Annotated in this window: 24 protein-coding genes, 1 tRNA gene and 4 pseudogenes; 12 read left to right on the plus strand and 17 right to left on the minus strand. The window is 58.7% G+C overall.

Going from position 1 to position 25540, the window contains the following annotated elements:
- Positions 1 to 8 precede the first annotated feature (8 nt).
- A tRNA-Leu gene (locus AC1D2R_RS29365) sits at positions 9 to 93 on the minus strand.
- Between the two features lie 264 nt (positions 94 to 357).
- Here AC1D2R_RS29365 and AC1D2R_RS29370 point away from each other — a divergent pair.
- Positions 358 to 708 carry a hypothetical protein gene (locus tag AC1D2R_RS29370; protein ID WP_477973003.1) on the plus strand — a complete coding sequence of 117 codons (351 nt, stop codon included), beginning with the start codon at positions 358 to 360 and terminating at the stop codon, positions 706 to 708.
- 587 nt (positions 709 to 1295) lie between these two features.
- Here the strand turns inward: AC1D2R_RS29370 and AC1D2R_RS29375 are convergent.
- Complete coding sequence (locus tag AC1D2R_RS29375; RefSeq protein ID WP_477973005.1) at positions 1296 to 1685, minus strand: VanZ family protein; 390 nt, start codon at positions 1683 to 1685, stop codon at positions 1296 to 1298.
- Between the two features lie 179 nt (positions 1686 to 1864).
- Here AC1D2R_RS29375 and ilvA point away from each other — a divergent pair, with 179 nt between their 5' ends.
- The 3 genes and pseudogenes from ilvA to AC1D2R_RS29390 all read left to right on the plus strand — a co-directional run.
- A complete protein-coding gene (gene ilvA, locus AC1D2R_RS29380; protein WP_477973007.1) occupies positions 1865 to 3115 on the plus strand; it encodes a threonine ammonia-lyase in 1251 nt (416 codons plus the stop codon).
- A gap of 36 nt (positions 3116 to 3151) precedes the next feature.
- Positions 3152 to 3478: an HlyU family transcriptional regulator gene (locus tag AC1D2R_RS29385; RefSeq protein WP_477973009.1), complete on the plus strand. Its 327-nt coding sequence runs from the start codon at positions 3152 to 3154 to the stop codon at positions 3476 to 3478.
- 249 nt (positions 3479 to 3727) lie between these two features.
- Positions 3728 to 4411, plus strand: a pseudogene (locus AC1D2R_RS29390) (GGDEF domain-containing protein); the annotation flags it as partial.
- 89 nt (positions 4412 to 4500) lie between these two features.
- Here AC1D2R_RS29390 and AC1D2R_RS29395 read toward each other — a convergent pair.
- A complete protein-coding gene (locus AC1D2R_RS29395) occupies positions 4501 to 5115 on the minus strand; it encodes an FMN-dependent NADH-azoreductase (RefSeq protein WP_477973011.1) in 615 nt (204 codons plus the stop codon).
- A gap of 142 nt (positions 5116 to 5257) precedes the next feature.
- Here AC1D2R_RS29395 and AC1D2R_RS29400 point away from each other — a divergent pair, with 142 nt between their 5' ends.
- Positions 5258 to 6226: a LysR family transcriptional regulator gene (locus tag AC1D2R_RS29400; protein WP_477973013.1), complete on the plus strand. Its 969-nt coding sequence runs from the start codon at positions 5258 to 5260 to the stop codon at positions 6224 to 6226.
- A 188-nt stretch (positions 6227 to 6414) separates the two neighbouring features.
- On the opposite strand, the pseudogene AC1D2R_RS29405 reads toward AC1D2R_RS29400, so the two are convergent.
- The 3 genes and pseudogenes from AC1D2R_RS29405 to AC1D2R_RS29415 all read right to left on the minus strand — a co-directional run.
- Positions 6415 to 6741 (minus strand): annotated as a pseudogene (locus AC1D2R_RS29405) (PilZ domain-containing protein); the annotation flags it as partial.
- A 91-nt stretch (positions 6742 to 6832) separates the two neighbouring features.
- Complete coding sequence (locus AC1D2R_RS29410) at positions 6833 to 7714, minus strand: DMT family transporter (protein WP_477973015.1); 882 nt, start codon at positions 7712 to 7714, stop codon at positions 6833 to 6835.
- Positions 7715 to 7786: 72 nt separating this feature from the next.
- Positions 7787 to 8248 (minus strand): Lrp/AsnC family transcriptional regulator, encoded by a 462-nt coding sequence (locus AC1D2R_RS29415; RefSeq protein ID WP_477973017.1) that lies wholly within the window; start codon positions 8246 to 8248, stop codon positions 7787 to 7789.
- 153 nt (positions 8249 to 8401) lie between these two features.
- On the opposite strand from AC1D2R_RS29415, the gene ald reads away from it, so the two are divergent.
- Complete coding sequence (gene ald, locus AC1D2R_RS29420; RefSeq protein ID WP_477973019.1) at positions 8402 to 9520, plus strand: alanine dehydrogenase; 1119 nt, start codon at positions 8402 to 8404, stop codon at positions 9518 to 9520.
- Positions 9521 to 9526: 6 nt separating this feature from the next.
- Here the strand turns inward: ald and AC1D2R_RS29425 are convergent.
- The 5 genes and pseudogenes from AC1D2R_RS29425 to AC1D2R_RS29445 all read right to left on the minus strand — a co-directional run bounded on the left by AC1D2R_RS29425 (position 9527) and on the right by AC1D2R_RS29445 (position 13358).
- A pseudogene (locus tag AC1D2R_RS29425) lies at positions 9527 to 10049 on the minus strand (DUF1203 domain-containing protein).
- A 70-nt stretch (positions 10050 to 10119) separates the two neighbouring features.
- Entirely contained in the window at positions 10120 to 10680 is a 561-nt protein-coding gene (locus tag AC1D2R_RS29430) for a GNAT family N-acetyltransferase (protein WP_477973021.1), read from the minus strand.
- 5 nt (positions 10681 to 10685) lie between these two features.
- On the minus strand, positions 10686 to 11555 hold the full coding sequence (gene sseA / locus AC1D2R_RS29435) for a 3-mercaptopyruvate sulfurtransferase (RefSeq protein ID WP_477973023.1): 870 nt from the start codon (positions 11553 to 11555) through the stop codon (positions 10686 to 10688).
- 18 nt (positions 11556 to 11573) lie between these two features.
- Positions 11574 to 12311, minus strand: coding sequence for an alanyl-tRNA editing protein (locus AC1D2R_RS29440; RefSeq protein ID WP_477973025.1), 738 nt, complete (start codon positions 12309 to 12311; stop codon positions 11574 to 11576).
- A gap of 6 nt (positions 12312 to 12317) precedes the next feature.
- A complete protein-coding gene (locus AC1D2R_RS29445; protein ID WP_477973027.1) occupies positions 12318 to 13358 on the minus strand; it encodes a cysteine synthase A in 1041 nt (346 codons plus the stop codon).
- 232 nt (positions 13359 to 13590) lie between these two features.
- Between AC1D2R_RS29445 and AC1D2R_RS29450 the strand changes: the two genes are divergently transcribed.
- Both AC1D2R_RS29450 and AC1D2R_RS29455 read left to right on the plus strand, forming a co-directional pair.
- Entirely contained in the window at positions 13591 to 14232 is a 642-nt protein-coding gene (locus AC1D2R_RS29450) for a ChrR family anti-sigma-E factor (RefSeq protein ID WP_477973029.1), read from the plus strand.
- A 98-nt stretch (positions 14233 to 14330) separates the two neighbouring features.
- Positions 14331 to 15164, plus strand: coding sequence for an SDR family NAD(P)-dependent oxidoreductase (locus AC1D2R_RS29455; protein WP_477973031.1), 834 nt, complete (start codon positions 14331 to 14333; stop codon positions 15162 to 15164).
- A gap of 125 nt (positions 15165 to 15289) precedes the next feature.
- Here the strand turns inward: AC1D2R_RS29455 and AC1D2R_RS29460 are convergent, their stop codons facing one another.
- The 4 genes from AC1D2R_RS29460 to AC1D2R_RS29475 all read right to left on the minus strand — a co-directional run bounded on the left by AC1D2R_RS29460 (position 15290) and on the right by AC1D2R_RS29475 (position 20354).
- Positions 15290 to 16549, minus strand: a complete 1260-nt coding sequence (locus AC1D2R_RS29460) for a class I SAM-dependent methyltransferase (RefSeq protein WP_477973033.1) — start codon at positions 16547 to 16549, stop codon at positions 15290 to 15292.
- A gap of 180 nt (positions 16550 to 16729) precedes the next feature.
- Positions 16730 to 17572, minus strand: coding sequence for a DUF1365 domain-containing protein (locus AC1D2R_RS29465; RefSeq protein ID WP_477973035.1), 843 nt, complete (start codon positions 17570 to 17572; stop codon positions 16730 to 16732).
- Positions 17569 to 18903, minus strand: coding sequence for an NAD(P)/FAD-dependent oxidoreductase (locus tag AC1D2R_RS29470; protein WP_477973037.1), 1335 nt, complete (start codon positions 18901 to 18903; stop codon positions 17569 to 17571). Before AC1D2R_RS29470 ends, AC1D2R_RS29465 begins: the two co-directional genes overlap by 4 nt.
- On the minus strand, positions 18900 to 20354 hold the full coding sequence (locus AC1D2R_RS29475; RefSeq protein ID WP_477973039.1) for a cryptochrome/photolyase family protein: 1455 nt from the start codon (positions 20352 to 20354) through the stop codon (positions 18900 to 18902). Before AC1D2R_RS29475 ends, AC1D2R_RS29470 begins: the two co-directional genes overlap by 4 nt.
- 282 nt (positions 20355 to 20636) lie before the next feature.
- On the opposite strand from AC1D2R_RS29475, the gene AC1D2R_RS29480 reads away from it, so the two are divergent.
- From AC1D2R_RS29480 to AC1D2R_RS29490, 3 genes are all read left to right on the plus strand, one after another.
- Positions 20637 to 20837, plus strand: coding sequence for a hypothetical protein (locus AC1D2R_RS29480; protein WP_115109084.1), 201 nt, complete (start codon positions 20637 to 20639; stop codon positions 20835 to 20837).
- Between the two features lie 14 nt (positions 20838 to 20851).
- Positions 20852 to 21409, plus strand: coding sequence for an RBBP9/YdeN family alpha/beta hydrolase (locus tag AC1D2R_RS29485; RefSeq protein WP_477973041.1), 558 nt, complete (start codon positions 20852 to 20854; stop codon positions 21407 to 21409).
- 242 nt (positions 21410 to 21651) lie between these two features.
- The gene (locus AC1D2R_RS29490) at positions 21652 to 22875 is read left to right on the plus strand and encodes an MFS transporter (RefSeq protein WP_477973043.1); all 1224 of its coding nucleotides are present in this window, start codon (positions 21652 to 21654) and stop codon (positions 22873 to 22875) included.
- 26 nt (positions 22876 to 22901) lie between these two features.
- On the opposite strand, the gene AC1D2R_RS29495 is transcribed toward AC1D2R_RS29490, so the two are convergent.
- On the minus strand, positions 22902 to 23642 hold the full coding sequence (locus AC1D2R_RS29495; protein ID WP_477973045.1) for a hypothetical protein: 741 nt from the start codon (positions 23640 to 23642) through the stop codon (positions 22902 to 22904).
- Between the two features lie 388 nt (positions 23643 to 24030).
- Here AC1D2R_RS29495 and AC1D2R_RS29500 point away from each other — a divergent pair.
- Positions 24031 to 25136, plus strand: a pseudogene (locus AC1D2R_RS29500) (IS110 family RNA-guided transposase).
- A 121-nt stretch (positions 25137 to 25257) separates the two neighbouring features.
- Here AC1D2R_RS29500 and AC1D2R_RS29505 read toward each other — a convergent pair.
- The coding region (locus tag AC1D2R_RS29505; RefSeq protein WP_477973047.1) for an IS1096 element passenger TnpR family protein at positions 25258 to 25540 on the minus strand (283 nt) is incomplete at its 5' end.

Genomic DNA, 25540 nt, shown 5'->3' on the forward strand with positions numbered 1-25540 from the left:
TTACAACATGGTGCGGGCGGCGGGGGTCGAACCCGCACGGATTACTCCGAGGGATTTTAAGTCCCTTGCGTCTACCAGTTTCGCCACGCCCGCGCGCCTTGTCTTTCAGATAGTTAAGCGATTCAGTCAAGCGGATGTTTTGCAACCAGTCTCCTGTGTCTACTACGCCTCCTTACAGGCAGGGCATTGATATAATGTCAATAAATCGAATTTTCCGGCCTGTTGATTGGCAGATTGCGGGCAAGCGGGGCGTCCTGCATGCCCACCAATATTGTTCATGTGGCGTTAATCATGATGACTCCATATGTGCTCCATGGGTTGGGAAACCTTATGAGTTAGTTCTCAACTGGAGACGCAATGAAGAAGATCACCCTGTCCGCGCTTGCGGCAGTCATAGCAGCCAGTAGCATGGTCGCCACAGCAGAAACCGTTTCCGCACAGGAGTGGCGCCGACCACGTTACGACGACTACCCGCCTCCGCCACCACCGCGCAGGCATCATGATCATGGCAATCGCGATGCCATTGTTGGCGGTTTGGCGGCCGGCGTCATCGGCGGTCTCATTGGTGGTGCAATCGTCAATAATAGCGGCCCACGCTATATCGATCCACCGCCACCGCCTCCGCCGCGTTGCTGGTTCGAAGACCGACGCGTGCCCAACGCCTATGATGGCGGATGGCACACGGAGAGCATGCGCGTCTGCCGCTGAGTCTCGCTGCCGGGACCAACCCGTTTCAATGATGGCTCTAGCACCCGCCGGAGTCATTCTCATTTCGTTGCCCGAGTGCACTGAATGCCGCTTAATCCAATCTGAAGAGCAGCCGTTTGGCTGGGCAGCAAGCCGCCAGCGATAGCGAAAAGGAGTCATGCGATGATCATCAGAACGGCTCTGAGTATTGCAGTCCTCGTTTTCGGCGCACTACCGGCGCTGGCTGCAACCCACTATTTCGTAGCGAATGGACAAAACAGCTCCAAGTGCGGTTTTGTGTCCAAGCGCCCTGACGGTAAGATGGCAATGGCGGTTGGCGGCGCTCATACAACGAAGGCGTCAGCTGAATCCGCAACGACGTCATCAGCGAGTTGCAAAATACCATCTTGAACAGTGTCCGCGATTGACGGGGCGAACTCGACGTAATTTCACCACGGGATCCGGCGTCAGCAGCAGGAGCACTAAAATCATACAGTCTTTGCGAAGCGTTCCGAGCTGCACCGGCGCGCTCATGGCGTCTGCGAATTGTCGGACCACAGACCGGTTCGTCGCGCCTGCACACGTCTCCTCCGACAGACCGCAACGGTTCAGTCAAGAGCTTCTCTTACAGCGCCGGCGGGGCGCAGCTCGTCCGGCTTGGGCGGACGGAAGCGGTTGAGCATGCAGCCGGCCAGCACGCCGAAGGATGCTCCGACGGCCTTTACCGCGGCGTCGTGCAAGCGTGCGTGTCTGGTTGGCGACAGATATTGCATATATTCGATGGCGACAGCCCCTGCTACGAGGAGTGTTGCCACCGTCACCCAGTGCCGAGGGTAGGCCAGTGCAAAGGCGAGGCCGACGAGGAGATAGGCAAGGGCGCGGTCGATATTGACCGACGTGACCGTGTGCGGCCGCAGGCCGATCGGCGACACGGTAACGAAAACAATCCCGGCAAGAAGAAACCAGGCGAGCGGTTTGGCAAGTCTATTGATCATCATCCCGCTATCTACGCGATGTGAGGCCGCGTTGACAGCGCACAACTGCGTTATCATCGCTGTTTTCGCGAAGGTCTCGCAGCCAAGCGTTTGTTCACCGAACGTTTGCGGCCGGAAATGGGCTTCTTTCGACCCTCAGCCTATGCCATAGCGGAACGCGGCAACAGCAAGGAACCAAGATCGTGACCAGACAGGATGTCGAAGCTGCCGAAGAGGCAATCCGCAGCATCTTTCCGGCAACACCGCTGCAACTCAACGACCACCTTTCCGCACGTTATGGCGCGGACATCTGGCTGAAGCGCGAAGACCTGTCGCCGGTGCGATCTTACAAGATTCGAGGCGCGTTCAATTTCTTCCGCAAGGCAATCGCCGAAGGCGCCGCCGGCAAGACGTTCGTCTGCGCCTCCGCCGGCAATCACGCGCAAGGCTTTGCGTTTGTCTGCCGTCATTTCGGCGTGCCGGGTGTCGTGTTCATGCCGGTGACTACACCGCAGCAGAAGATCGACAAGACGCGGATCTTCGGCGTCGAGTTCATCACGATCAAGCTGACGGGCGATTTTTTCGATCAGTGCTACAAGGCCGCACGTGATTATGTCGAGGCGATCGACGGCGTCATGGTGCCGCCCTTCGATCACCCCGATATCATCGAGGGACAGGCAACCGTCGCCGCGGAGATACTGCAGCAATTGCCGGAGGGAACCCTACCGCACATGGTCGTCATGCCGGTCGGCGGCGGCGGCCTGGCGGCTGGCACCACTGGCTATCTCGATAGGATCGTGCCGAAAACCGGATTCGTCTTTGTCGAGCCCGCGGGTGCGCCGAGCCTCAAGCGTAGCATCGAGGCCGGCGAGGTCGTGACCCTTCCCAAGGTCGACAATTTTGTCGACGGTGCCGCCGTGGCGCGGATCGGCGATCTGAATTTTGCCGCGCTCAGGGACTTTCCGGCCGATCAGGTCATGCTGATGCCGGAAAACGCGATCTGCGTGACGATGAGCGAGATGCTGAACGTCGAAGGTGTCGTCCTCGAGCCTGCCGGCGCTTTATCGCTGACCGCGATCGCGGCGATGGATGCGCAAACCATCCGGGGCAAAACGATCGTCGCGATCGTCTCGGGCGGAAACTTCGATTTCGAGCGGCTGCCGGATGTGAAAGAACGCGCCATGCGGTACGCGGGTCTGAAGAAGTATTTCATCCTGCGCATGCCGCAGCGTCCCGGTGCTTTGCGCGACTTCCTCAATCTTCTCGGTGCGGAAGACGATATCGCCCGCTTCGAATACCTGAAGAAGACGGCGCGCAACTTTGGCTCCGTCCTCATCGGCATCGAAACCAAGGCGCCCGAGAACTTTGCCCAGCTGATCGCAAATTTCGAAAATGCGGGCATCGGCTTCGAGGACATCACCGAAAACGAGATCCTGGCAAACCTCATCATTTAACTTTGACGACGCGAACCGGCGTGATAAAGGCGGACCATGGCTTCGATATTCTCCAGCATTTTCTCGATGTTTTCAGGCGGCGCAAAGCCCGCCGGGACCGCAGCAGGCGTGGCCGCGGAGCCGCTGCTGTACGGTGATTGCACGATCTATGCCGAGCCGCAGAAAGAGGGTGGGCAATATCGCCTCGCCGGTCGCATCGAAAAGACAGTCGGTGAGGACGTCCTGGTGCGCAACTTCATTCGCGCCGACATGTTCTCCTCATCCGACGATGCGATTGAATGCACCGTGCGCAAGGCCCAGCAAATCATTGATCAGAACGGTTCATCGCTCTTCAGCGACGGCGCGAAGGTGCGCCAGGTCTGACGGAAACCGTCCGTCCAAAGCGATAAACCTGCACGTCCGCGTGTTTGAAGCGGGCGTTCGCTCATCCAATTTTAAGTATTGCAGTGAATCTTGTTGTCCGCAGTTCGCGGGACTGTTTTGTGCGTCAGGATACAGGAAGAACGGCCGCTACCCGGCAACCGATGAGGAGAGCGAGGTCGCTTGTGATTTGGATCGATCCGCGGTGGCGGCGCAGTGCGCCGAGGGGAAGCGAGGCGGCTGATGGAAACCCTCGATCTACCGGCTGATGCTTTCTGGGCAGGCTGGAAGGCGAAGATGCTCGCCGTCGGCATCTATACGGCCCTCTTCGCCATCTACGAGATCGGGGTTCGCCGTGGAGCCGTCGCGGTCAGCGCGCGTCCGATCAGCGACCTGACGTTCCGGGAGCGCTTTAACGACTTGCTGAGCCGTACGGGAAGGGATGTCCTGACGGGACTTTTTGACCGGGCGCGCATGGAGCTTGAGGCACCGACCATGATTCGGGAGTCTCTGCGGCAGGGGCAGCTTGCGACCGTCGTCATGCTCGACGCCGACCATTTCAAGGACGTCAACGACCAGTTCGGTCACCTGCAGGGAGATGAGGTGCTCAAAGCAATTGCGACGCGCCTCGGCATGATTCTGCGTGCCAGCGACCGCATGTTCCGTTTCGGTGGAGAGGAGTTCGTGGCAATATGCTCCGCAACCGACCACGCCGAGGGTCTGCGCTTGGCAGAGCGATTGCGCTGGACAATCGCGAGCAGCGTCAGCACTCCCGACGGCAAGCCGGTAACCGTGAGTGTCGGAGTCGCTACGGCAGACGAGGACGGGGGCAGTTTTACGACCGTGCTTTCTGCTGCTGACGAACGGCTATACCAGGCTAAGAAAAATGGCCGCAACTGCGTTGTCGGTCGCCCGGGTGTCGCTGCGGTCGGCTGACGTTGCAGTTATCTGGTCGACCCGCAAGACAATGAGAGAGGCGCCCGGTAAAGCCGGCCGCCCCACGAGTTTGCTACACGAAACAGAAATTAAGCGGCGAGGGCGATCTCTTCAGCTCGCGCCTTGGCAGCGCCGATTGCCTTCTCTGCAGCTTCAGGGCCGAATGCGAGACCTTCGACATAGATGGTCTCGATGTCGCTGATGCCAAGGAAGCCGAGAACCGAATTCAGGTAGGGAACCGCGTGGTTCATCGGCGCAGCCGGACCCTGGGAGTAGACGCCGCCGGAAGCGAGAACGACGTAAACCTTCTTGCCGGTGGCAAGGCCGACTGGGCCATTTTCCGTATAGCTGAAGGTACGACCGGCGCGGGCAACGTTGTCGATCCAGGTCTTCAACGACGAATATATGCCGAAGTTGATGAGGCCGGTGCCGATGACGACGGTATCGGCAGCAAGTAGTTCGTCCACGAGCTTATCGGAAGTCTTGACTGCTTCGGCTTCCTGCGCCGTGCGGGCGTCTGCCGGCTTGCGGATGGCGGCGGTAAAGAGGTCGTCGATATGCGGGAGCGGGTTGGCTGCCAAGTCGCGGCGGACCACGACGCTGCCCGGCTGCTGAGCCTGGATCTTGCTTGCGAGGTCTGCAGCGATAGTGGTTGAAAGAGACTCAGCGCGCGGGCTGGAGGTCAGAAGCAGGATGGACGACACGATTGTTGTTCCTCTCGTCTATGGCTTTCGGGATCCGTTTGGGAGGTCTGGACCCCAGGGTTCGAGACAAGAGATATGACGGGTTGCCTATCGAAAAAACTGGGATAATGTAGATTAAAGCTATCGATGGATTGGATGGATAATGTTGCCGAACCCCACTTTGGACCAGTTGCAGGTGTTCCTGACGGTTGCCGAGACAGGCAGCTTTTCAGCGGCGTCTCGCGTGCTCAACCGAGCCCAATCGGTAATCAGCTACACGATTGCCAATCTTGAGGCACAGCTTGAGATGCAGCTTTTCGAACGGTCGGGCGCACGCCAGCCGAAGCTGACGGAGGCGGGAAAGGCCATGCTCGAGGACGCGCGCCGGCTGCTGATCGATTTGCAAGTGATGCGTGCCCGCGTGAAGAGCCTCAAGGAAGGCATGGAAGCGGAGGTTTCCGTGGCGATCAGCGTGATGGTGCCGCCCCAGGCGACGGTCGATGTGCTGCGAGAGTTCCGCGAGAGATTCCCGTCGGTAGCGCTCAACTTGAATGTCGGCGAGCTTGGCATGGTCATGGATGCCGTGCTGAGCGGCAAGGCGACCATCGGCATTGGCGGTGCAGTGCTCAGGCAGGATGATTCGATCACGATCGAAAAGATCGGCTATTCCTTCATGATGCCTGTCGCTTCTCGCACTCATCCATTGGCAGCGATAGATCGACCACTCACGCTTGCAGATGTGCGCGAGGAGGTGCAGCTCGTCGTTACCGACGCATCGGGGCTGACGAAGGGCCGGGACTTCAATGTGCTGTCCTACAAGACCTGGCGCGTGAGCGACATTGCGACCAAACATGCGCTGATCCGTGGTGGCTTGGGCTGGGGCGGGTTACCGGCGTCGATCCTCCGCGACGATTTGGCCAGCGGCACTCTTGTCCATCTCGATCTTCAGGCCTACGAACAGGGCGAATATCCGATCTACGCCATGCGGCGTATTTCAAATCCACCAGGCCCGGCGGCTACATGGATGATCGATGCATTCCGGTCCCGGCTTTCCGCATGCCCAAGCCACGCGGACTTTACAGCATCGCTGAGCGATATCCGCCCGCCCGAGATGCCACTCGCGGCAGAGTAGGCGAGGCGCTGGCGCCTCGCCGTATTTGTAGGCTCAGAGAACCAGCCTGAACTTGGTACAGCCGTAGCGGTAGGTCAGGCATGGAAGACATAAAAACGCCTTCGAAAATCATGCGTCGCCCGGCCCGCGGCAAGACGAGGATGATCCGCGAAGGAGTAAACCCTTAAAATGACAGGCGCTTAGCGCGTCAGTGTCGGCCGCACTTCCTTGTGGAAGAAGCGGAAATAGGAGGCGACCTGAGCCCGCGCGTTGGAGTTCGGGTCGAACTGAATGCCTAGTCGTCCGTTGTGGCACCAGCGGATGATGCCATGAAGCGTACCGACGTCCTCGGTGAGGATCTGCACCCGGCTGCCCGATGCCGCATGCAGCGGCGCCCTGATTTCGACTGCCATGCCGGTCACCGACATATCGAGAATGCGGGCATCCACCTCCTTGTTCAGGTAGCGGACTTTGCCGAATATGCGGCAAGGTTTACGATCGGCCTTGCGAGTGATGATATTTAGATTGTGCATCATACGACTCTCAATAGAATAACTGACGTGAAGTATTGGCAGAAAAGATTGAGAATCCTTTCATGATTGTCCTTAATATTGAGAAAAACGGAATCTAACCCTGGGTTGCCTCTCGTCGCCCCACCACATGCTCGCGCCATATTGTGAAGATGCCGGATGCGACCACGATCATCGAACCAACGACCGTATTGAAGCTCAGCGTCTCGCCGTAAATGCTCGTGCCGATGATCGAGGCGTAGACCAATTGCAAATAAGTCAGCGGCTGCACGGCCGCTGCATCGAGCATGTCGTAGGCGCGGATGAGGAAGTAGTGGCTCGAGATGCTGGTCATGCACACGAGTGCCATCCATCCCCAGTCCGACGCGGTCATCCAGGTCCAATAGAACGGTCCGACGAGCGTCATGGCGATGCCGCCGACAACGCCGGTATAGAAAAAGCTCGTCATTGCTGAATCATCCCGGCTCACGAGCCGCGTCACGATGACGTAGAAGGCGAAAAGGAAGCAGGACAGGATCGCAAGCAAGAGCTTGAGATCGATGAAGCCGCCATCCGGCTTGAGGATCAGCATAACTCCGATGAGGCCCGTGCAGATTGCCGTCCAGCGGCGCCAACCCACCCGCTCCCCGAGAATGGGCATCGAAAGCAGCGCGATCAGAATCGGCGTTCCGGAGAAGATCGCCTGCGAATGCGCCAGGCCGATCACGGCGAAGCAATTGATGACCGCCACGACCTGAGCCGCAAGAAGGAGGCCGCGAACAACCTGTAGTACGGGGCGCTTGGTGCGTGCCGTTGCCGCCAGCCCGCCCCGCATCTTTGATGCAAGCAGAATCGTAAAGAGTGCAAAGGCCCAATAGCGGATCATGGTGACGAAAGCCGGCGGGTAAGCGCTCCCGAGGTGTTTCGAGATGCCATCCTGCACGGAGAAGATGGTGATCGCCAGAAGGACGAAAATATAGCCTTGCGTCTTCGATTTCATGGCGTCGTCTTATCGCGGAGGTTCTTTCGACGCCATGGAAACTTGGGTCCGATTGACGCGATAGGCGCACGATCAGAGACCGACATTCGGCCTGTCTATGACCTCGCGCAGCGCGAAGCTCGAATTGATCTTCACGACATGCGGAAGCGCGGAGAGCCAATCGCGGTGGATGCGCTCGTAGTCTTCCAGATCGCGTGCGGCGACGCGCAGGATGTAGTCGTATTCGCCCGACATCAGGTAACACACCAGGACATTCGGACAGCGCTTCACCGCTATCTCGAATTCGGACAGTGTCTTGGCGAACTGCCCCGACAGCGAGATATGCACGATCGCGATCATCTTGTAGTCGAGGGCCCTATTCGAGACATGTGCATGGTAGCCAAGGATGACGTCGCTTCGTTCAAGGATATCGAGCCGCCGGGAACAGGCCGAGGCCGAGAGACCTACCTTGGCGGCAAGGTCCGCATTGGTGATGCGCGCGGTAGACTGGAGGGTCTTCAGAATAGCAAGATCGATAGTGTCGAGTTCAGACATTCGAAGAACCTTCGAGGTTTTGCTGATTTCTGCAATAATCTTCGAAAAACACGGTTCGCGCAATTGCTCTTTGCAAGGACATTTCGCAAGCATGATGATTGGATTTCCCTCGCAAACAGTCCGCTAGGCGGACCTATAAAGAGAGGAACGCCAATGCGTATCGGTTGCCCGAAGGAAATCAAGAATCATGAATATCGTGTCGGTCTGACACCCGCGTCGGTTCGTGAATATGTCGCCCACGGCCACGAGGTATGGATCGAAACAAAGGCCGGCGCCGGGATCGGCGCGGACGATGCAGCCTATGTCGGCGCTGGCGCGAAGATCGCAGCCTCGGCGAAGGATATCTTCGAGAAGTGCGACATGATCGTGAAGGTCAAGGAGCCGCAGCCCGCCGAATGGGCGCAGCTTCGCGAAGGCCAGATTCTCTACACCTATCTCCATCTAGCACCCGATCCGGAGCAGACGAAGGGCCTGCTGGCATCTGGCGTCACGGCGATCGCCTATGAAACGGTGACCGACGAGCGCGGCGGCTTGCCGCTGCTCGCGCCGATGTCGGAAGTCGCCGGTCGCCTGTCGATCCAGGCTGGCGCGACGGCGCTGCAGAAAGCCAACGGCGGCCTCGGCATCCTGCTCGGCGGCGTGCCAGGCGTTCTGCCCGCAAAGGTCACAATTATCGGCGGCGGCGTCGTCGGTCTGCATGCCGCGAAAATAGCGTCTGGCCTTGGTGCGGATGTCAGTATCCTCGACAAGTCCCTGCCGCGCCTGCGCCAACTCGACGACATCTTCGGCGGACGCATCCACACGTGCTACTCCAGCATCCAGGCTCTGGAGGACGAGGTGTTCTCGGCCGACCTGGTGATCGGTGCGGTGCTGATACCCGGCGCCGCGGCCCCCAAGCTGGTGACCCGCGAGATGCTTTCGGGCATGAAGAAAGGCTCCGTCATCGTCGACGTCGCGATCGACCAGGGTGGCTGCTTCGAGACCTCCCATCCAACTACGCACTCCGATCCGACCTATGTGGTCGATGGAGTTGTTCACTACTGCGTGGCCAACATGCCGGGCGCAGTTCCGGTCACCTCCGCGCATGCACTGAACAATGCGACGCTGGTGTATGGCCTTGCTCTCGCCGATCGCGGCTTGCGCGCAGTCGCAGAGGACAAGCATCTGCGAAACGGCCTGAACGTTCACAAGGGCCGCGTGACCAACAAGCCGGTCGCCGAGGCGCTTGGCTACGAACCCTATGCGCCGGAAAGCGTACTGAACGTTGCGTAAGCCTCTTCACGTAACGCCAGACGAAGCCGGCCGCTCTCTCTGCGGCCGGCTACTTGGTTCGAATCTGTCTATCCGGCACTGATAGCAGTTATTGCGGGCCGAACGGACATGCACGTATGAGATCTCCCGCCGGTCGAGCAGCGCTGCTGCATAGCTGGGAATATCCTCGATCGGCGTGACAGCGCCGGTGCCGTAAACGATCCGGTTGTTTACCGAATAACCGCGGAGAATGAAATCACGGCTTGTTGTCAGAACGGGCGGCATGATCTCTTCGGCAACGTAACGCACGCATCGCAGCTTGTGCATGAAGACGGGGCCAGTCTCCGCATAGGGCTGAAACTCAGGAAACGGTCGATACGCAAAGACCAGAACCTCGTTGCCCGAATCGATATTGTCCAGGCAATGCCGGCATGGATATCCCTGACCATCGGATGTCATCGTTTCCGGCAGGTTGTCGTAAGCATCGCGGCCGCCGTCCCAGATGTGTTCTGCATCGGGCCGGCATGGCGGTATAGTGGATAGTCGGCATGGCAAATCTCCTTTCGAGCTTTGCCATGAAATGCGCCCTGGTGAGAGGGAAGCCACCCGATCCTTGCGGTCTAGCTTTTTTTCGCTGCCTCCAGCAATTCCTTGTCGCTCAGCGGTCGAACGATTGCCGTACCGGTGGAGACGGGCGAGAATCCGAACATCTGGTAAAGCTGCAGCGCGCGCGGGTGGTCGAGGGTATTGGTCGTCGTGGTGACCCTCGTCGGGTTCTGCGTCCAGATTGCGTAAAGAGCCTGCAGCAGGAACCACTTTCCAATGCCGAGACCAAGCCCGCTTTCCATCAACCCGAAATGGCTCAGTTCGATCGTTTCCTCGTCTTCCACGAAATACTCGTAGAAGCCTGCCGGGGCGCCGTTGACATAAAGCACGCTGATGGAATTGCGCTTGTCATGCAAGGTAGCGGCAAGGTCTTCATCGTTCATCCGCATGCGATCGACCCATTGCCAGCGGGCACCAACCTGGCGGTAGAGATAGCGGTAGAAGGGCAGCGGAATGCCGGGTGCGCGCATGATGGCCGTCTGGATGTTGACGGGCACCGGCAGACTTGCCTTCGGCGGTGCCGTCATTTCGAGACGCGTGAGATGAGCCTTGAGCGTAGCGGGTGTTTTTACCATGGCGATCAGACTTTGACCGCTTCCGGCTGACCGGTGACGACGGGCGTGTCGGCGCGGCTTCCCCACTCGCTCCAGGATCCGTCGTAGAGCTTGTTGTCCGTATGCCCGAGCGATTCCAGCGCAAGCGTAATGATGGCGGCTGTTATGCCCGAGCCGCACGACGTGACAACTGGCTTCGACAGGTCGATCCCGGCGTCTTCGATCGTTTGCTTCAGTTCGGGCAGCGATTTGAAGCGGCCTTGCATGGCGAATACGCCGGACGGCAGATTGCGCGCACCGGGCATATGGCCCGACCGCATGCCGGCGCGGGGCTCCGGTTCTGTTGCGGCAAAGCGGCCGGCGCTGCGGGCATCGGCGATCTGCAGAGCTCTGCTCGACACGATGCTCTTCATCGCTTCAAGAGTGACGACGCGACCGGCGTCATAGGCAGCATTGAAGGTTTTTGGCTCGTAATGTGGTACGCCTGTCTCAAGTGGCCGGCCCTCGGCCTTCCAGCCGTCAAGGCCGCCGTCGAGCAGGAAAACACTCTTGGCGCCCATGACGCGAAACAGCCACCAGACTCTCGGCGATGCAAACATGCCGATGCCGTCATAGACGACGATACGGTCGTTTTCGCCAATCCCGAGCTTTCCAACTTCTACGGCGAAATAATCGGGCGAGGGGATCGTATGCGGCAGCGACACCGAGTGATCGGCGATCGTGTCCTGATCGAATCGGATGGCGCCAGGGATGTGGCCCGCGGCGTATTCGGCATCGGCGTCGCGCTTCTGGGCCGGGAGATAGAAAGAGCCGTCCAGCACGCGCAGATCAGGCTTCCCCAATTCTGCCTGCAGCCAGTCGGCAGACACTACAAAACGGCTCTTGTCTTCGCTCATTCCACTCTCCCTCAATTCTCAGGCTTCGTCGCCGGGGACGCTGAAGCGTATGCGGAAGCGCCGGTTTTCCTTGCCCTTCTTCTCAATCTTGGCAATGTGAATCTGGCCGACTTCCCGCGTTTCGGAGACATGTGTGCCGCCGCAGGGTTGGCTGTCAATCGCAGAGTTCTCGCCGATGCAGACAAGGCTGACGCGTCCAAGCCCGCTCGGCGGACGCACGTTCTTGGACTTTACTAGACCTGGGTTGGCCGCGAGTTCCTCGTCCGTGATCCATTGCAGGTAGACGGGATGGTTCTGGTTGACGAGTTCAATCAACTTTGCCGTGAGCTCTTCCTTGTCGATAGTGTCGGTCATATCGAAGTCGACGCGGCTCTCCACTTCGCCCACTGCGGCACCCGTGATCGGGTAGGAGCAGACGACGGAAAGCAGGTGGCAGGCCGTATGCATGCGCATCAGCCTGTAGCGGCGGCCCCAGTCGACGTGCAGCACAAGCTTCTCGCCGACGTCAGGCTGCACCTCTCCTTCGAGCGGTACGTGGATGATGATGTCCTTGCTCGCGCCGTGCTTGGTTTGCCCAAGCGCGATCTTGCTGCCGTCGACGCGCTCCAGGAAGCCCATATCGCCCGGCTGCCCGCCCGATGCGGCATAAAAGCAGGTCTGATCCAGCTCGATGCCCCCGTCTTCGTGAACGGCGGTGACGACCGCCTCGCATGTCGAAAGGTAGAAATCGTCACGATAAAGGGCATTGACGGGCATTGGGTCTCACGCTGCTGGTTCGTAGGGTATTTTTATATCCGCCGACGACGTCAGCCATTCCGGAACAGGCAGGCCTTTCGATGTCAGGAAATCGGGATTGAAGAGCTTGGACTGGTAGCGATTGCCGTAGTCGCAAAGGATCGTTACGACGGTATGGCCGGGGCCGAGATCCCTTGCAAGGCGAACGGCGCCGGCGATGTTGATTGCACTGGATCCGCCGAGGCAGAGTCCCTCGTGCTCAACGAGATCGAACACGTAAGGTAGGGCTTCCGTATCTGAAATGCTATAGGCGAAATCGGGCGTGAAGCCTTCGAGGTTGGCCGTGATCCGGCCTTGTCCGATACCTTCGGTAATCGAAGAACCGGCGGATTTCAGCTCGCCGTTCTTGTAAAATTCGTATAGCGCCGCACCATCCGGATCCGCGATGCCAATCTTGACGTCCTTGTTGAAGGACGTCAGACCGGCAGCGACACCGGCAAGCGTTCCACCCGATCCAACGGAGCAGACAAAGCCGTCAATCTTGCCGTTCGTATCGTCCCAGATTTCTTTCGCGGTCGTTTCGATGTGCGCCTGGCGGTTGGCGACGTTGTCGAACTGGTTTGCCCAGATGGCGCCATTCGGCTCTGTCTTCGCAAGCTGTTCGGCAAGGCGGCCGGATATTTTGACGTAGTTGTTCGGGTTCTTATACGGAACGGCCGGCACTTCCACGAGTTCGGCGCCGAGCAACTTCAGAGCGTCCTTCTTTTCCTGGCTTTGCGTCTCGGGAATGACAATGACCGTGCGATAGCCGAGCGCCTTTGCAACCAGCGTCAGGCCGATTCCAGTGTTGCCGGCCGTGCCTTCGACGATCACGCCACCTGGCCGAAGCAATCCCTTCTTCTCCGCATCGCGGATGATGTAGAGCGCCGCGCGATCCTTGACCGACTGGCCCGGGTTCAGGAACTCCGCCTTGCCGAGAATGGTGCTACCGGTCGCATTCGATGCGCCCTTGAGCTTGATCAGGGGAGTGTTGCCGATTGCTTCGAGGACGGAGGGGTGGAAGGTCATGGAATCTGCCTCTTTGGAACTCTTAGTTTAGGAACGGTCTTTTCCCTTCACAAGGCTGAGTTGGCAAGAAATGCTATTCCATGCCTCTGCCGGCCGCGGTAAAATTACACTTCATGCTTTCGATTATGCGTGAAGGCGGCGATCTGCGAGCCTTGCGATGATCCGAAGATTGACTTTCATCGTATGCACGATGACAAAGCAATAACCGAAAGCGGAAACGACCAAAACCGTCATGGTTCACCAGCATATCGACACGGTCGATGCATTGATGGCTCACTATGTCGCCGGCTCTCTTCCAGAGCCGGCGCGTGTACTTGTTCAATCGCATCTCGAGATGAAGCCGGACCACCGCACGCTCGTCAAGGACCTCGAACTGCTGGCCGGCGAGGCGTTGGAGCAGACGCCTGCAGTTGCAATCGGCGACCGAAACGCGCGGCTTTCTGCCATCTTTTCGTCTGTACCGCCTGTCGAGGGTCGCACGGTCTCTGATCAACTTCAGGGCGTCTTTCCGCAGTCACTTCGTAACCTCGTGGGTTTCGATGTCGACACGGTTCCCTGGAAAACCAAGATGCCCGGCTTCAAGGAGTATTCGACCGACATCGATGGCTGCGAAGTGAGCCTTATGTGGATCAAGCCCGGCCGCGCGCTCCCGGCACACACCCACAAGGGCACCGAGCTAACCCTTATCCTCGACGGCGCCTTCAATGACAGCAGGGGTCGCTTCGGCCCTGGCGATATTTCGGTCGCGGATGAAACGGTCGACCATCGGCCGGTCGCCGAGAAAGATCGTCCCTGCATTGCGTTTTCCGTTCTGGATGCGCCGATAAAGCTGACAGGATCGTTCCGCCAATTGATTGGCGACCTGATTGGCTGAAAGCAGCCACAATAGTGTGATACGGGCATGGACCCGGAGATGGCGAGGAACTTCCCGGCCCGTTTTGTCGTTCATTATGCAACCGGAGGAATTGCGCCATGCAAGATTTTGTTGCCCGTCCCGAACACGGTATCGTGTGGATATCTGGTGCAAGTTCAGGCATTGGCCGGGCGTTGGCGCTGAAGCTTGCGGGTGAGGGATACAAGGTCGCGGTGACCGCTCGCGACCACGAGAAGCTTGCAGAATTACAGGCCGAGGCGAGTGGTCTCTCCGGTGGCATCATAGTGCTCGACGGCGACGTTACGGACGCCGAGGACATGGAGCACGTGCTTGCATCCATCGAATACGAGCATGGCGCGCTGGCGCTGGCGATTTTCAATGCCGGTGTTTATCTTCCCGTCCATGCGGAGGAACTGAAGCTTGGTGACTTCGAACAGAGCTTTGCAGTGAACCTGCAGGGTGTTGTCAACTGCCTGATTCCTGCGGTCAGGCACATGAAGGCGAAGGGGCAGGGGCAAATCGCCATCGTCTCGTCTGTTACGGGTTATGGCGGACTTCCGACGAGCGCAGCTTATGGCGCAACCAAGGCCGCCCTGATCAACATGGCGGAAAGCCTGAAGTTTGATCTCGACAAGATGGGGATCCGGATTCAGCTGATCAGTCCTGGGTTCGTGGATACCCCGGCCACCAGGAAGAACGAGTTTCCGATGCCCTCGCTTGTGTCGGTCGAGGAAGCCGCAGCGCAGATTTCTGCTGGGCTGAAGTCGCAGGGCTTCGAAATCAGCTTCCCCAAGCGCTTCACCTACATGATGAAGCTCTTGAACTTGATGCCCTACGGCCTCTACTTCTGGTTCCTCAACCGTGCGACCGGCTGGCACGAGCGCCCGCTACCCAGGGGTCGCCGATCGGTGACTCCGCATCCAGCCGAGTAGCCAGCACTCCCGCGGCCGCGAAGCCGAACAGCCAGGAAGCCGACAAAGGGTTCAGAGGTGTAGACGAGGCGGACGGCGGCCGCGACAGGAGGTCGACTGTCGGATGGTTCCGCCATCCGCTCTCGTCAGTTCCGCGAAAAGACGACCTGACGGACGTCTATGTTTCGGGCGCGGAAGCCTGCTTCGCAATAAAACAAATAGAATTCCCACAGCCGCTTGAAGCGCTCATCGAAGCCCATCGGGCGAACACGCTCCCATACGGACCAGAAGCGCTCTCGCCATTCCGCAAGAGTACGGGCGTAGTCTAACCCGAAACTAAAGTCCCTAACCAGTGATAAATTCACTTTCTGGCCGAGCTCCGCAAGGTGATCGCGGGTCGGCAGCATGCCGCCCGGGAAAACGTACTTCTGGATGAAGTCCGGATTGCTCCGATACTGCTCAAAGGATTCCGGGCGGATGGTGATGATTTGAAGACCCGCTTTGCCGCCTGGCTTTAGACATTGCCGCAGTTTGGAAAAGTAGGCCGGCCAGTATTTTTCGCCGACGGCCTCAAACATCTCGATCGATACGATCTGGTCGTAAAGACCCGTTTCATCGCGATAATCCTGAAAGCGAAACTCGACGCGGTCGCTGAGTCCGGCTTTTCGGATGCGCTCCTCGGCGAAAGCAAGCTGTTCGCGGCTGATCGTCAGTCCCGTCACCCGGCAGTTCAGTTCGCTGGCGGCAAACTCGGCAAATCCCCCCCAGCCGCAGCCGATTTCGAGGACGTGATCGCCGGGCGTTATACCGGTCGCCTCGGCCAGCGCGCGATATTTGGCGTTCTGGGCCGATTGCAGATCGTTGGCGCCGGTCGAGTAGAGCGCCGACGAGTAGGTCATCGTCGGGTCGAGCCATTGCTTGTAGAAGTCGTTGCCGAGATCGTAGTGCGCCGAGATGTTGCGTTTCGATCTCATCTTCGTGTTCGAGTTCATCCAGTGGCGCAGACGCTCGATGATACGCGTGATACCGCCCTTGCCATTGGCATAGTCCAGGACGGCTTCGTCGTTGATCAGGAACAGCTCAAGGAAAGCCGTAATGTCCGGGCTGTCCCAATCGCCGTCCATGTAGGTCTCCGCAACGCCGATCGTACCGCTTGCGAGCGCCCGGTAGGTTATGTTCCAGTTCTTCAGGTGAATCGCGGCATCCGGTCCGGCCATGGCGCCGCTTGCGATCACAACACGGCCGTCCGGAAAGACGATCCGCAGCGAACCGTGCTGCAGGTGCAGCAAACCCCGCAAGGCCAGGATCGCTCTCAAAGGCAAGCCTTTGGAAACTTTGCCGATATTGTCTTGCGAGAGATGCACCGCCTCCCGCGCCAATGCATCAGAATGCTTTACACCTGTCATAGTTCTCTCCTCCGGCGACTTATGGCCGGTTAAGGACGACGATGCGCTGAAACACTCCGCCCCCCGGCGATTGGCTCAAACGCTACCGCATAAGATCGAAAATCGAAACCGATTTCAAAAGGCATGAGACGCAACTTGAAACAGGTGATGCATCCTACCCACCGGTCCGGCACTTCAGCATCACTCTGCCGCTTCCGCTATATCATGGCGCCGTGCAATGCTGACCGGATCTGGAACGGGTGGACGCGGACTATACTTTGCGCCTTTCAGCCACAGTTTCAACGCCTCCCAATGAATGCCTCCGACGATCTTGAAGGTAAGGAACGGTACGCTGGCGGCGAGCCTTGCCAGGGCAAATGTCGTCAGGGCCACCTGCTGTCCGGAGAAGGTGGCGGCAAGCAGCGGGCCGCTCGCATCGGTTTCGATGATCCGCCAGCGAATGTCCTTCCCTGGCGGCAGCATCCGGAAGTGATACCGCATGTTCATGCCGATGAATGACGAAACATGGAACAGCTTCTCAAAGGTCTGTCGCAAGCCCGCCACTGACATCTCTTCGGGGCCGACGGGGCAAACATAGGTATGGCGCTCGCCGAAGGTGTTTCGCACCTCGTAGATCAGAGCGATCACCTCGTCGCGCTCCCCATAGGCGTAGTAGACGGACAACGGATTGAACACATACCCGAGGATACGCGGGTAGCAGACGAGCAGGATCCTCCGGGCACGCAGCCCGGCCTGCGCCAAAAGGTCGTCCGCGTATGCCCGTATCCCTTGATCTCCGGAGTGGTCGTATTCGTAGAACGACACCAGATTCCGTCGGTTGACGGAAAACAGCGCCGAAAGACTGCGCGCCTTGTCCAGCCGATCGAGATCGATCGACAGCGAGAATACTTTGTAGCGAAAACGGTGGCCGAAAGGCTTCATGCGCTGATGCATCACATCGCCGACATAAAGCGCTGCCGCCGCATCAGGCGGGGGGCCGTTGCCATCCATGCTAACGCCGTGTCTTTCGTTTCGCGGTTTCATGCGACCGCATCCAGTTGCCGCTCCGGCGTTTGCCGCTCTGCTGTCACCCAAGGTAGGACGGCTCCCAGTGCCGTTGCGGCCGCCAAACCCGATACCAGTCCGTCTTCGTGGAAGCCGTAGCCGGTCCATGCTCCTGCAAAGTAGCAGTCGTTTCGGCCTTGGATCTCTGCCAGCGACTGCTGGGCCGCAACACTCTCGGCGGAAAACTGCGGATGATCGTAGGTGAACTCGGCAAACACCTTGTCTTCATCGGGCTCTCGATCGGGATTGAGCGTGACGAACAGCGGGTAGTTGTCGTCTATGCCTTGAAGCCTGTTCATCCAGTAGGTGACTGCGACCCCGGCCTCGCTGTCTCCCTGACTGGATCGCAGATAGTTCCACGACGCCCAGACCTGCTTGCGCTGCGGCATCAATCCCGAATCCCGGTGGAGAACGACTCTGTTGGGTTGATAGGGAACCGCAGCGAGAATCAGCTTTTCCTGGTCGGTCGCGTCGATCAGCATGCGGCGCGTCTGATCGCTATGAGCCGCGAAGACGACCTTGTCGAAGCTGTTCTCCCCGCCGCCTTCATCAATGACTGTGACGCCCGTCTGGCTGCGGAGGACGTGGCGCACGCCCCGACCGAGCTTTACCCGACTGCCAAGTGGCGCCAGCAGCCTGTTTAGATAGTTGCGGCTTCCGCCGGTGACCGTGCGCCACCGATGCTGCCTTGAGTAGATCAGCCGGTGGTTGTCGAAGAAGTTGACGAAGTGTTCGGCTGGAAACTGCAGCATCTTCGTCGCCGAGGTTGACCAGATGGCGGCAGCCATGGGTACCAGATAGTTGTTCGTGAACCCCGGCGAAAAGCCGCGCCAGTCCAGATAATCACCGATCGAGCGCGAGGCGAGGTGGCCAGCCGCGCGGTCCTGCAGGCAGGTGCGGTTGAACCGCAGGATTTCGCGGATCATCAGCAGGAATGATGGGCTGAGAAGATTGCGTTTCTGTGCAAACATCGAGGAAAGTGCGCCGCCGCTCCATTCCAGCTTGCCGTGATCCAACGATAGCGAAAAGCTCATATCGCTGGAGTGGGTGTCAATTCCGAGTTCCGCAAACAGCGCTGTCAGGTTTGGATAGCTTGGCTCGTTGTAGACGATGAAGCCGGTGTCAACGGGAATGCGGATGCCGTCATAGTCAACGTCGACAGTCGCCGTATGGCCACCGGGACGCGTCTCTCTTTCGTAGAGCGTCACGTCGTGCAGAGGGTTAAGCGCCCAGGCTGCTGACGCGCCTGAGATCCCGGAGCCGATAATCGCGATTTTCAGACGTTGCTGTGGGTGAAAATGCGCGTTCATAGGGCATCCTTTACAGCGTTGTACGCCGTCAACGCCCGATCCCGAGCGGCTGCGTGGTCAACGATCGGTTTGGGGTAGGTTTCGCCCAGCTTTATGCCCGCCTTTTCGAGCGCGCTCGCAGGAGCTTGGAAGGGTTTGTGTATGTATTTGCTGTCGAGAGCGCCGAGCTCGGGTACGAACTCGCGCACGTAGGAGCCGTGCGGATCGAACTTTTCACCTTGTAGGATAGGGTTGAATATGCGGAAGAACGGTGTCGCATCCGCGCCGGAGCCTGCGACCCACTGCCAGCTTGCGGCATTGCTCGCGGGGTCGGCATCGATCAGCGTGTCGCGGAACCAGGTTTCACCCCGCCGCCAGTCGATCATCAGATCCTTGATGAGGAACGATGCCACGATCATCCGAACCCTGTTGTGCATAAAGCCATGCCGCCAGAGCTGGCGCATGCCGGCATCCACGATCGGGTAGCCCGTCATGCCACTCGTCCATGCCTGATAATGCTTAGCGTCATTGTTCCAGCCGAACCCGTCGAACCGGCTGTTCCAATTGGCGTATGGCAGGTTCGGGAAGTGGTAGAGCAAGTGGTACGAAAACTCGCGCCAGGCGAGCTCTTTGCGGAAATGTATGACGTCCTCGGACGGAACGGGCAGACCGCGTGTTTTTTCCCATATGCGGGCAGGGGATATCAGCCCCAGCGCCAGATAGGGGGACAGCATCGAGGTTGCGTGCTTCGCAGGAAAATCGCGATTGCTCTTGTAGCCATTGAGAGCGTCGTTGATGAAGTCCTCCAGTCGCTCGCGTGCTGCCTTTTCGCCGGGGAACCAGATTTCGTTGAAGCACTTCGCCCAATTGGGTTTTGTCGGCAGAAGTTTCCATGAGGCGAGGGGCTCGCTAGAGCGTATGGCCGCCGAAAGGGTCATCGTCGCCGGCGCATCGACAGGACGGGGGGGCTCTCCCGAATTCTCCAGCGCGCGCCAGAAAGGCGTATAGACCCGGTAAGGCGTGCCGCCGCCGGTCAGAATCCGCGACGGCTCATGTAACAGCTGTCCGCCAAAGCTCTTTACGTCGATGCCGTGCGTTTCCAGCTCGCGTTTGACACGGACGTCCACGCTGATGCCCGGAGGATCGTAGCGACGGTTCCATGCGACCATCTCGGCACCACTGGCCTTGATGAGACCGAGCAGCACGTCGAGCGCGTCTCCGCTCGCAAGGTGCAGTGATCCGCCAAAGGCGTTGATTGAATCGTTCAGGGATTCGAGCGAATGATGCAGCCACCAACCTTGCGCGCCGCCGAGTGCGCCCGTTCCTGCTGAGGATGGTTCGCGTATGAAGAGTGGTATGATCGGGCGGCCACTGCTGCAAGCGGCATGCAGCGCATGATTGTCGTCAAGGCGTAGGTCCTTCCGAAACCACAGTACAACGGGCTTTGCTGCAGGGTCCGGCAATGAAATCATTCCCTAAATATGTTGTTTTGAACCTGTTACGAAACTACGAGGGCCATGGATCAAAAGTTTCGCGGGCGGGAAAAGATTTAGGCGAACCGCCCAGAGTGAGGGTGATCCGACTTGGATCAATCGGATCGAAGCGCGACCTTGCCGCTTTCCTGAGGTTCAATTGATGCGGAATTTTCGTCCGCGGGGCGAAGCTTGGTGCGCTGTTCCTTTAATCTACTAAAACTATAGGCAATACTTTCATCAGATTGTCGCTCGGACATTGCGGCCAAGCAGGAGCAGAGCATGAGCATCATTAGGCACTTCGATCGCCTTTGTACCCTCCGGGACCAGCTGGAGGCCAAGCTCGAACTTCACGAAGCACGCTACTGCCTAGGGAGCGAAGATCTGGAAGACGGTACGGGATGGGATTTGCGGGAGCGTATCACCGAGGTGACGGAGGAGATTTCGGCTCTCGAACATCGTCCGCGTTATTTTGATTTGTAGAGTCGGGACATCCAATGACGGCGACACTCATCGTGCCGGGGCTGAACGGGTCGGATAAGGGACACTGGCAGCGGTTCTGGCTTGAAGACGATCCGCAGAGCATTCTGGTGGAGCAGGATGACTGGCACGCACCGCTTGTCGACAGATGGGCGGAACGGCTTGAGAATGCGCTCCTCGAGCAAGGTGAAGCCTACATCGTCGCCCACAGTCTTGGATGCCTGCTGACCGCAAAACTTGCCGACAGACCATCGGCAAGACGGATCAAAGCAGCCCTCCTTGTGGCACCCTGTGATCTGCGGCCGACCGAGAAGCTGCACCCCGGCGTGATCCGCTTCGGAGAGATGCCGACCCATCGGCTTCCGTTTCCGACCATCACCGTCGGTAGCCTGAACGACCATTACATGGAACTCGACCGCCTGACGCTCTATGCGCACCTGTGGAAGACAGACCTCAGAAATATCGGTCTCGCGGGCCATATCAATATTGCCAGCGGGTTTGGCCGGTGGTCGGGCGGCTATGCCTTGCTCGACAATTTGAAGGACAGGGCGAAGGCGCCTCGCCGTTATGCATAACGTGGCCCCGGCCGATGCCTCGGTGGTGTGGTGCGCACATAGTCACCAACGGATACCGGCTTCCAAGCGGAGCCGGGAAATCGAAACAGCGGATCGAGGCGACTGATCACACGTTGGTGTATTCGCCCGATGAAGCCGAACGGGGCCGCGGTTGAGGTTGACAACGCAGCCACTGAGGCTGAAACGGGAGACATAAAAACTCCTAAGGGCGCGCTGCCGATTTCGCGCCGGACAGTCGCTCAATGGATACACCTCAAGTCCCGCAGGGTAGCGTCCTTCGCCACCCCGGTTATCTGAATTTCGCGACCTCTCGCGTGTTCTCCTCCCTCTCGTTTCAAAGCGTCGCCATCGCGCTGGGTTGGATGATCTACGACCAGACGCACAGCGCCTTCGCGTTGGCGCTCGTCGGCCTATGCCAGTTCCTGCCTATGGTCGCCTTGACGTTTGTCGTCGGTCACGTCGCCGACCGGTTCGACCGGCGGCGGATTGGGCTGGCCTGCCAGGTCATCGAGGCGATGGTGTCGGCGCTGCTTGCCGTCGCCACTTGGCAGAACTGGCTGACGCCGACGGGGATATTGGTGGCCGTTACCATCATGGGGGCAACGGTCGCATTCGAGCGGCCGACCATGGCGGCGCTGCTTCCGAGCATCATGCCGTTGTCCATGCTGCAGCGCGCCGTTGCGACCTCGACATCGTTGATGCAGACGGCCTTGATCGTCGGGCCGTCACTTGGAGGATTGCTCTATGGTCTCGATCCTGTCGCTCCGTTTGCGGTGGCTGCCGTACTGTTTGCGGTGGCAAGCATCAACGTCATCTCCATCCGGATGGAATGGACGCCCTCAAAGCGCGAACCCGTGACTCTCGTTTCGGTGTTTGCAGGTGTGTCTTTCATCAAGAGCCGGCCGGTTATGCTCGGCACGATTTCGCTTGATCTCTTTGCTGTCTTGCTCGGAGGCGCGACCGCGCTGCTGCCGATGTTCGCGCGCGACATCCTTCACGCCGGTCCGTGGGGGCTTGGCCTCTTGCGCGCTGCCCCTGCCATTGGGGCGCTCACCATGTCGGTCGTTCTGGCAAAGAGACCGCTGACCAGCAAAGTCGGCGTCAAGATGCTTTGCGCTGTCGCCGTGTTCGGCGTTGCGACCATTATGTTCGCGCTGTCGACCAATGTCACATTTTCGATCGTCGCCCTCCTGGTGGTCGGTGCTTCAGACACGGTCAGCGTCGTCGTGCGCAGCTCCCTTGTTCAGTTGCTGACGCCGGACTCGATGCGGGGACGCGTCAATGCGGTGAATTCGCTGTTCATCGGCACGTCCAATCAACTCGGCGAATTCGAATCCGGCATGGTGGCAGGCGTGATGGGACCCGTCGCGGCCGGTGTTATCGGCGGCGTTGGCACGATCGTTGTTGTTCTGCTTTGGGCCCGACTGTTCCCGGAGCTTCGAAAGGTAAAAACACTGCAGGGCTGAGCAAAAAAACAGCAGATTTCGTTTACTCACCCATGACCGCGCAAACGCGCCCTGAGTGAACTGTCGACGTGAGGGTCGGCAAAGTGGAAGAGCGCTGTCGCGCGAACCGCCTCTGGATCGCAAGCTTCATTGGTGTGTACGCTTCGATAGCCCCAGAAAAAATAAGCGTTGCCAGGAACCAGCTCGATCCTGGTGAGCGGTGCTTTTCCTGACTGCGTCAGCGTTCGGAGAAAAAACTGAGTGAGCTTGTTATCGAGCAAAACCTTATCGAGCAGGTTTGTTGCATAGTAGGCTCTCACCTTTCGTCTGTTTGGAAAGAGAATAAAATCTCCTCGCTTACCCACATTCGGAATCGTGACGGGGATGAGGGCTGTGATGAGATAGGAGTCATAGTGAAAGATAAGGGAGTGGTGGGCCGCCCCTTTTCCTGTCAGACAGCGTAGGATTTGATAGAACTTCACTTGTGGAGCGGGATCGCTCAAAGCAAGCGCGTAGAGCCGTGAAAAAATGCTCTTAAATTTCTCGGATTCGGCCAGTTCGTCGATACCCGTCCCCGGAACCGCCTCACTGCCGTTAAAGACGACATACTCATGTTGGGAACGAGTAACCGCACTGGATACAAACGCTTGCATCTGACGTAAATCGCGTTCCTGGATGTAGTGTGGAATACAGCTAAAACCCTTGGTCTCGATTTCGCTGAATATCTGCCGGATCGCGTCGTCCGACAATATGGGTAACCGCGCATCTATCGTGCCGACGTCAACCATGGTCGCTCCTGCTCTAAAAAGAACATGCTGCATTGCAAACATAAGGGGACCTAATTCCCATCGCGTCAACGATAATTCGTGCGATGACCCCACAAGTTCGGCGACGATGTCGATGGCTGGCTTGCAGGTGAAGCCTGCAGACTGCGCGGCCGTCCACGTGGCCTCGCAACGCGCTGGGGACGATTTCCTCGCCTCGGGCCATGGTAGGGATCCCAAGGCCTCTCGCTGGCGTTCTGAGCGACTTCTGCGTGACTGAGCGCCTTGCTACGGCTCTCGGTCTTGAGTGACTAGACTAAATGTCCGCCTGGGGACCGGGTGACCCGTTTCACAATATGCAGGTATCGAGGGTTGCGTAAGTTAACCTCGCACAGAGCCTCATGCACGGGCCATGAACGAGATTATCACATATGTTGGTTTGGACGTTCACAAGGAGACGATCCCGGTGTCGCTTTTCGCTGATGGCGGCGGCCGTAGTGATGGTCGTTCGTTTGGCCAAATCGTCAACACCCCTGCGGCTCTGTCGCGCTTGCTGACCAAGCTGGTTCAGCCGGGGCGAGCGTTGAAGTTTTGCTATGAAGCAGGTCCTTGCGGCTACGGTATTCAGCGACAGCTATCGGAGGCCGGGCACGACTGTGTAGTCGTTGCGCCGTCGTTAATCCCAAAAAAGCCTGGCGATCGTATCAAAACAGACCGTCGTGATGTCAACAATCTGGCAAGGCTGCATAGAGCCGGTGAGTTGAGCGAGGTCTGGATACCTGACCCCGCCCATGAGGCGATGCGCGACTTGGTCCGGGCACGGCTTGCCGCGGTACGCAGCCTGCGACAAGCCCGACAGCTGTTCAGGGGATTTTTATTGCGCCATGGCTTTCACTACAGCGGCCCAGCCTGGACGCAGATGCATCGACGTTGGTTGGCCGGTCTCCGCTTTGAGCAGCCAATCCAATCGTGCTCGAGGATCAGCCACGATCGAGGCGGCAACCGAGCGGCGCGATAGGCTAACGAAGCAGATCGAGGCCATCTTGAGCGACTGGTCATTGGCTCCGGTGGTCGTCGTGCTGCAATCGCTTCGAGGCATGGCTCTGGTGACGGCGGCCACGATGATTGCAGAACTTGGCGATCTGAGCCGCTTTACAAACCCGCGCCAATTGATGGCCTATCTCGGGCTGGTTCCATCGGAGCATTCAAGTGGTGGAACTCGGCGTCAGGGCGGCATTACAAAAGCGGCAACACGACGGCCCGCCGCATGCTGATCGAAGCCGCCTGGAGTTACCGGTTTCCCGCAAAGATCAGTCGTGATCAGTTGATCCGCCAGGAGCAACTTCCAAAACCGATCCGCGACACGGCATGGAAGGCGTAGCTAAGACTGTGCAGCCGATACCGGAAGCTTGCGAAGGCCGGAAGGCCGGAAAGCCGGTAACGACGGTTACGACTGCAATTGCCCACGAACTGTCGGGTTTCGTCTGGTCAATTGCATGCCAGGTCTCACCGCGTTGAGCATAACTCAATTCTGAACCCAACAAGGAGAACAGAAGAGTCAGAAGTCATGTGCGCCTGGGCAACGCTGGGGGCACGGTCACGGCAGGAAAACCGTAAGCATTCGCCGAGGACCGCAGGTTCAGGCTTTCTTGCGTGCTTTGCGTTTCCACTTGGCGGCTAGCGCATCCACGTTTTTGCGAGGGTTGACGACATCGACTGTGGTCGGATCGTAGTCCGCGCTGCCCCACCATTCGAGAAGCTCATCGTGGCGCTCGTGAGTTTTGTCGGCAAGCGCTTCGCGGAACTCCTCATATCCCCAAGGGCCGCCGACGTCCTCTGGAGGACACCGCCCGACAACATCCAGCAAGATAGGATCGTCGAGGCCAGCGATAACCGGAAAGGTCTTTTCGATCTTGACGGTG

The organism is Rhizobium sp. P1_C7 (assembly GCF_056406295.1).